This is a genomic window from Euzebyales bacterium (assembly GCA_036374135.1).
Lineage (GTDB): Bacteria > Actinomycetota > Nitriliruptoria > Euzebyales > JAHELV01 > JAHELV01.
In genome coordinates, this window is sequence record DASUUK010000029.1 from 1 (window position 1) to 6,765 (window position 6,765).

Genomic DNA, 6,765 nt, shown 5'->3' on the forward strand with positions numbered 1-6,765 from the left:
CGACGGTGTACGTGCGGCGTTCGTGGAGTTGATCGACACCGTGCCGGATGCCTCGTGGGAACTGCCGAAGGTCGTGTTCGAAGACGACATCCTGTATCTGGAGTGGACGGCCGACTCGGCCAAGAACCGCATCGAGGACGGGACCGACACGTTCGTGTTCACAGAGGATGGCCAGATCCGCGTACAGACAGTGATGTACACACCGCAGCCCCCGGGCTGAACGCACGCGTTCGCAGCCGTCACGACGGGCGCGGATGGGGGTCAGATGGCCACGGGTGAACCGGCGCCCGTCGTGCTGGACGCCTCCTTGACGGCGACACCGACGAGGTGATCGCTGCGTCGCGAACCCCACCTGACCCGCGTGGTCGGCGATGGCCGGCGACGTCTGGAGATCGCTCGCTCAGCACCGGCCTCCCGCGCCGGCATCGTGCTCGAGATCCGGGGTGAGGTCGGCCGTTGCCTCCCTTGACGCGCCAGGCGTCAGTGGCGCGGAAAACCGGCCCGCAGCGCGCGATGGATGTCATCCGGTGACCGCCGCCCGGGAGCTGTCACCAGCTCGGTGGCCATCGCCATCACCGGCGTCGTACCGCCACCCAACGACGGGAGCGACGGCAGGGCGCGCAGCACGTCGCCCGCCAGCAGCACCTCGATCGCGAGGATGTCGTCGAGCAGGTCGAGCGCCTCGTGCGTCTTGCGTACGCTGAGCGGGGCACCGGTGGCATGGTCCTCGACGCCGATGTCAAGGGGTGGCGTGTCGAGCGTCGCCGGTGCGGCCAGTTGCGTGAGCTCGCTGATCACGGCGGCGGCCGGATAGCGCAGCGCCAGACCGACCAGCTGCGGCGGCCCGCCGCCAGTCGATGGCACGCCGCCCTCGGCCAGGCGACCGAAGAACGCGTCCCACAGATGGCTCATGCGACGCTCGCTGATCTGCCCGACGTGGGCGATGGCCACGCGCAGCGCGTCGAACGCGATGGCCAGCACCATCGGATGGAAGTTGCCGTTGCTGATCAGCGTCTGATCTGCGACCGACACGAGCGGGTTGTCGTTCGCCGCGTTCAGCTCGGTCTCGACCGCACGGCGTGCCGTGGCGACGTACTCGCGCAGCGCCCCGTGCACCTGGGGCGCGACGCGGAACGACAACGCGTCCTGCACCGAGCGCGCGACCTCATGCGCGAACACGCCGCTGCCGGCGAGCACCTCGCGCAGGTGATCAGCCGCTGCGGTCTGACCGTCGAGTCCCTTTGCACGCCCCACCGCCGGATGGATGATCGACGGGTTCGCACCGACTGCCTCCATCGACAGGGCGAGGGATACATCGGCGTCCGCCGCGGTCTCGGCCGCCCTGGCGACGACGACCGCGGCGTGGCCGATGGACACGGCGCTCGCCGAGATCAACGCCAGGCCATCCTTGGGCCCGAGCTCGAGTGGCGTGATGCCCGTGTGCTCGAGGGCGTCGGCACCCGAGCTGACCACCCCGTCGTGCTCTGCGCGTCCCATGCCGACGGCGACCTGCGCGATGGCAGCCATCGCGCCGAGGTCGCCCGCGCCCACCGACGAGGTTGCCGGCACGACGGGGTGGACCCGTGCGTTCAGCATCGCTGCCAGCACCTCGGCGGCCGCGAGGCTTGCCCCGGAGCCGCCCCGGGCGATGCCGTTCAGCCGGACCGCGAGCGCCGCGCGGACCAGCTCGGTCGACAGCGGTGGGCCGACGCCGCCCGCGTGGGTCATGACGAGCATCTGCTGCTGCGCGCTGATCTCGTCGGCTGAGAGGCTCGTGTCCTTCCCGTGGCCGACCCCCGTCGTCAGGCCGTAGATCGGGTCGCCACGGGCCACCGCCGTGTCGACGACGGCTCGGCTGGTCGCGATGCGTGCTCGCGCCTCCAGCCCGAGCTCGATCCTCGCGCCTCGTGTGACGGCGAGCAGGTCCTCGAGCGACAACGGCCCGGCGGTGATGGTGACGGTGGTCACGGTCTGCTCCCGCCGCTGCGCCGGGTGTCCTGCTCCGCGTCGCGGAGGCGGTGTCCGACGGATCGCAGAGGGCAGCCGTACCACCGGGCGCGCGGGTGGTTGGCAGGGGCTCCTGACGGGGGGCGACGGTCAGCCATCGATGGAGGGCAGGTAGGCCCCGTCGGCGTAGCACCATGCCCAGTGCTCGCCGTGCTCGATCGACGGCGTGACATCGCCGGGGGCCGCAACGTGCGTACAGGTCCGATGCTCGACCGAGCGCTGGAACACAACGCGCCTGATGCGGTCACCAGGTGACGTCGCCATGACGAAGACCAGTCGACGGGGGCATGGTCAGTCTGACGGGCGATGTCCGGGGGCGTCAACCATCGGGCAGACGCCTGGTCGTCGCCCTCCGGATCGGAGCGCAGCCGGCCCGGCGTCAGCGTCGTCCCGGCGGCCGTCGAGGGCGCGTGCACGCGACATCTCGATGCACGGTGCTGGATACTGCGATCCCATGGCCGGTACCACGACCCGCCTGTACGACGTGCTCGTCGGGCGCTCCCTGATGCAATGCGCCGTGTCGGTCGAGACCGGTTGCGACGTGGGTGCCACCGCGCGCAATGGGGACATCACCACGAACCCGGATCCGTCCAGGCCCTTGCCAGCCGACGCGAACCTCGTGGTGATCACGATGAGGCGGCGGAGCGACACTTCCTCGAACGCTTTGGAGCACCGACGACGATCACCGGACGACGTCGCGGCGACGTTGCGACGCCGACACCCGAGTGTCGGGGTAGATGCTCCCGAGGTGTTCACAGGACGCCTTCGCAACGTCGGGAAACGCGCGTCACCTGCCGCCGGGATCTGTCAATTCACCGTGGACGACCGATAGACAGGTGGTGTGCGTTACACTGGACGGTTACCTCGCTGGGGACGCGCTGGAACTGCTGAGGGCCGACACGACACTGGTCCCGGAGTCTTGTTCGCCCAGTTCGACGAGGCAACGAATCCGACGACAGCCCGGAGCAGCCATGTTGCGCACACGCACGTCGATGAACGAGCTCTCGTCCGAGGAGTGCCTCGACCTGCTCATGACCGACCGGCCGCGGGTCGGAAGGCTGTCGTTCGTCGATGCCGGCGGACCCGTCGTGTTCCCCATGAACTACATCGCCGACGGCACGCTCATCTACTTCCACACCGCGCCCGGCAGCACCCTGCTCGCGGCATTGGAGATGCGGCAGGTGACCTTCGAGATCGACCATGTCGAAGAGGTACCGGAGTCACATACACCAGAGGCACGAGAGCAGGGTTGGAGCGTGTTGGCTTACGGTCGCCTGCGCACCCTCACCGATGAGGACGAGTTAGCCCAGGTGCGTCAGTCGCTGCTCCGGCCATGGGCAGACGATCAAGGGTCCTACTACCTGCGCATGGACGTCTCAACATTGGCCGGCCGCCGCTTCCTCTGACGGACCCCTGATCCGGGGTCGTTCCCGCGTCGTCATCTTGCGGTGGCGCTCGCGTGGTGTCTGTGCGACCGGCGGTCACGGGTGATTCGCCGCCCGCTGCTGATGGTGCCGGCTACCGACCCCAGGCATGAGGTCACTCCTCCTCGCCCTGGTCAGCGCGCAGTTCTCCAAGCGTCCACCCGTCGACGCGTTCGATGCAGCCCCGCCACCACACCGACGGCCAATGACGTCCTCGCGGAACAGATGCGCCCGTTGCATCAAAGAACCGCACATCCCTCACATGCACATATGAAGGCCACGAAGACGGCGCGGCCTCGCCAGCTTCCTGATCCGAACGGAACACTGCCCTGATCTCGGCGTTGTCGTGCTCGGCGCCCTGATCGAGATGCCACATGCACGCTCGGTTGTAGGCGGTGCGCGAACCCAGCTTCCCGGACACGATCGCCCCGCCAACGATCAACGTGATGCTGAGCCCATCGTCAGTGTCACGATCGTTGACGTCCCTGACCAGGCCGGCGAGCAGCGGGTCACCCTGAAACTGGACCTGAGCTTGTCCTTCGGTGTCGTGACCTTCAGGACTCAACGGAGTCTCCTGTGCGACGCGGTGGCTGCTTCCACCAGCAGCGTACCGAACCGTGCGACCAGCAAGTCGTCGGGAGGCGAAGGCGGATGGCCGCCGCGCGTCCAGCACGCCGCGTCCGCCCGCGGACGAGGAGCGCGGCGCGACGTGCGGTCAGACCGGTAGCGGCGCGCCGAGCGCCTGCTTGCTGAGTTCCCACAGGCGCGCGGCCGATGCTGACGCGGCCGACTTTGCCGTCGGCGGCCGACGCGGCGCAGCCCTGGCGAGCCTCGGCCGCTCGGCGCGATTATGAAGCGGTCGAGGGTTCTCGTGCGGCAACACGGCCATGCCGGCCTTTCCCGTCGTGCGCTTCAACGAGGCAACCTCGCCGAGGTTGGGAAGGACTCGCACGAGGTGTCCATGGCAGCCATCGCGTGGCTTCGTCAGCACGGCGAGGACCATTGCGGATGATCTGATCGAGGTGTCGGGCGTGGCGGCGTCCCTCATGACGCTTCGGCGCCTTGCCGAGCTCGACGCCTGGGTGGCGGACCTGGCGGAGCGACACCGGCTGCGGGGTCCACCGGCGTTGCGCTACTTCTCGCTCGGATTGCAGGGTATGCCGCGCAGTACCAGGGTCGGCACCAGGACGCCGTGCGCTTCTTCACCGAGGCAGAGACGATGGAGCTCCCCGCAGGGACCTACCGAGTAATCCAGACAGCGACCGCGCGCATGGCGTTCCAACTCGGCGATCGGTCCCGTGCCTACCGGACACTACGGGACAACGTCGACGTGCTTCTCGACATCGGCTACACCGACGTCACCGGATGGTTGCAGCTGTGTTCATGCGGGACGTGCTGCAGGAACTGACCGCGCACGTCACGACATGATCAAACCGGCAGGGGCTTGCCGAGGACCTGCTCGGTGAGGCCCCACAGGCGCGCGGCCGTGGCCGGGTCCCTCGCGGATGCGTAGACGTCGACGAGCTCCGGCGGGCCACGGAGCTGGGCGAACCCGGCGGGGGCGACGAAGGCGCCGCTCGGCGTGCTGGCGTCAAGCGCCCGCAACGTGGACAACGCGCCGGCGGCGGCCGACGGAAGCAGCACCGTCGTGACGACCTTGCTGACAGAGGCCAGCCGGTCCCGACCGGCACGCTCCAGTTGACGGGCGAACAGGTTGGTCGCGACGGCACCCGGGTGCACAGCGACGGCGCTGACCGGCGAACCGGCCTTGGCGCAGCGGCGGTGCAGTTCCTGCGCGAACAGCAGGTTGGCCTGCTTGGTGTTGCGGTAGACCTGCTTGCCGTCGTACGGCATCGGGTTGAGCAGCTGCTCCCGGGTCGTCTGCGGCGATAGCTGCCCGCGGCGCGCCTCGCCGCTCGACACCACGATGACACGCGATGCGCTCGCGTCCAGCAGCGGCCACAGTGCGACGACCAGCGCGGCATGACCCAGGTGGTTGGTGGCCATCTGCCGCTCGAAGCCCTGCGAGGTCAGCAGGAACGGCCCGCCCATGACGCCGGCGTTGCAGATGAGGGCGGACAGGCGGTCATGGCGGTCGAGCAACGTCTCGGCGCAGCGCGCGACGTCGTCGAGGTCGGACAGGTCGACCTTGACAACGCTCGTCGAGCCCGGCCCTGCGAGGCTCGCCGCGGCCTTGTCGCCCTTGGCGGTGTCGCGCACCGCCAGAACGACGTGCGCGCCGCGTCCGACGAGGTCGCGGGCCGTCTCGAAACCGATGCCGCTGTTGGCGCCGGTCACGACGATGGTGCGTCCGGTCTGCTGGGCCAGTAGTTGTGGATGCCTCGCCATGCAGGCAGCGTACGACGGTTGCACGTCTCGAGTGCCACCATCCACAGATGCCGACGCCCCGACTGCGACGGACCATGATCGAGCCGTCGGCGTGCCTGGTCGCGACGTCGGTTGCAGGTTCGGTTGCAGGTCGGACAACTGGGGCTGGCCCAAGAGCGCTGCGTCAAGTGTCGGTGATCCATCGCCAGCGTGTCGGATCCCACCGCACGGACGCGCTATCGGCTGCACCGTCGAGGACGGGTCCCAGAAGTGCATGACGGCGGTGTGCGCATCGTCCAGGCTCGTCTGTTCGGCGCAGGGCGTGGGTGGCGGTGTGGGTCGCCTATGGCTGTGCCCAGTCGTCCGGCGGCTCGTGGAGTCGCGGTGGCCAAGGCGTCGACCGCAGGGCGGAAGATCTCACGCGCCGCGGCCGTGACCGTGGCACCGTCGGGCAATGAGATCTGCTCGACGATGACGAGCATGTCGAACAGGTCACGTGCCCGGCTGCTGGGTTCGCCGCTGTAACGGCGGGTGTAGGCGTGCAGCTTCTCGGCGAGCTGGTTGTCGGGTGTGATCAAGTCCGCCCTGATGGCCGGGGCTCCGTCCCGATGGGTCGCAGGCGAGGAGGTCTACGGCGCCGACCCCGGCTTGCGGATCACGTGCCGTCGGCTGGGCATGTCCTACGTCCTGGCGATCGGGAAGAACCGCACCCTGACCACCCACGCCGGGACCAAGCGGGCCGACGAGGTCATTGAGCTGATCCCGCGGCGGCGACCCTCTGGCGAGGCATTCCGACCTGGCGGATTCATCGCCGACGTCGCGGACGAACCTTGCGCGCGGGGGCGGCTTCAGTCGTCGCGCCCGACACCGCGATCGGGTGCGCTCATGTCCCCCGTGCCGGGCGTGCCATCGGCGAGCCCGTAGCGCAGGTACACGGTGCCCGTCGGACCGGCTACCGGCGGTTCGAGGAGTGTGACGTTCGTGGGCACCGCGCCACCGTCGAACA

At 69.0% G+C, this 6,765-nt stretch carries 6 protein-coding genes; 2 read left to right on the forward strand and 4 right to left on the reverse strand.

Annotated elements, in window-relative coordinates:
• Nucleotides 1-220, forward strand: a 220-nt coding sequence (locus tag VFZ70_04130; protein HEX6254979.1) for a hypothetical protein, incomplete at its 5' end; no start/stop codon positions are given.
• Nucleotides 221-480: 260 nt separating this feature from the next.
• On the opposite strand, the gene VFZ70_04135 is transcribed toward VFZ70_04130, so the two are convergent.
• Nucleotides 481-1,968, reverse strand: a complete 1,488-nt coding sequence (locus VFZ70_04135) for an aromatic amino acid ammonia-lyase (protein ID HEX6254980.1) — start codon at nt 1,966-1,968, stop codon at nt 481-483.
• Between the two features lie 1,010 nt (nt 1,969-2,978).
• Between VFZ70_04135 and VFZ70_04140 the strand changes: the two genes are divergently transcribed.
• A complete protein-coding gene (locus VFZ70_04140; GenBank protein HEX6254981.1) occupies nt 2,979-3,413 on the forward strand; it encodes a pyridoxamine 5'-phosphate oxidase family protein in 435 nt (144 codons plus the stop codon).
• A gap of 133 nt (nt 3,414-3,546) precedes the next feature.
• Here the strand turns inward: VFZ70_04140 and VFZ70_04145 are convergent, their stop codons facing one another.
• The 3 genes from VFZ70_04145 to VFZ70_04155 all read right to left on the reverse strand — a co-directional run bounded on the left by VFZ70_04145 (nt 3,547) and on the right by VFZ70_04155 (nt 5,780).
• The gene (locus tag VFZ70_04145; GenBank protein HEX6254982.1) at nt 3,547-3,996 is read right to left on the reverse strand and encodes a hypothetical protein; all 450 of its coding nucleotides are present in this window, start codon (nt 3,994-3,996) and stop codon (nt 3,547-3,549) included.
• A 150-nt stretch (nt 3,997-4,146) separates the two neighbouring features.
• Nucleotides 4,147-4,479: a hypothetical protein gene (locus VFZ70_04150; protein HEX6254983.1), complete on the reverse strand. Its 333-nt coding sequence runs from the start codon at nt 4,477-4,479 to the stop codon at nt 4,147-4,149.
• 380 nt (nt 4,480-4,859) lie between these two features.
• Nucleotides 4,860-5,780 (reverse strand): SDR family NAD(P)-dependent oxidoreductase, encoded by a 921-nt coding sequence (locus VFZ70_04155; protein ID HEX6254984.1) that lies wholly within the window; start codon nt 5,778-5,780, stop codon nt 4,860-4,862.
• Between the last annotated feature and the right edge of the window lie 985 nt (nt 5,781-6,765).

Coding starts and splice junctions, on each gene's coding strand:
- VFZ70_04140 (HEX6254981.1), top strand. CDS start 2,979: ATGTTGCGCACACGCACGTCGATGAACGAGCTCTCGTCCGAGGAGTGC.
- VFZ70_04155 (HEX6254984.1), bottom strand. CDS start 5,780: ATGGCGAGGCATCCACAACTACTGGCCCAGCAGACCGGACGCACCATC.
- VFZ70_04150 (HEX6254983.1), bottom strand. CDS start 4,479: ATGAGGGACGCCGCCACGCCCGACACCTCGATCAGATCATCCGCAATG.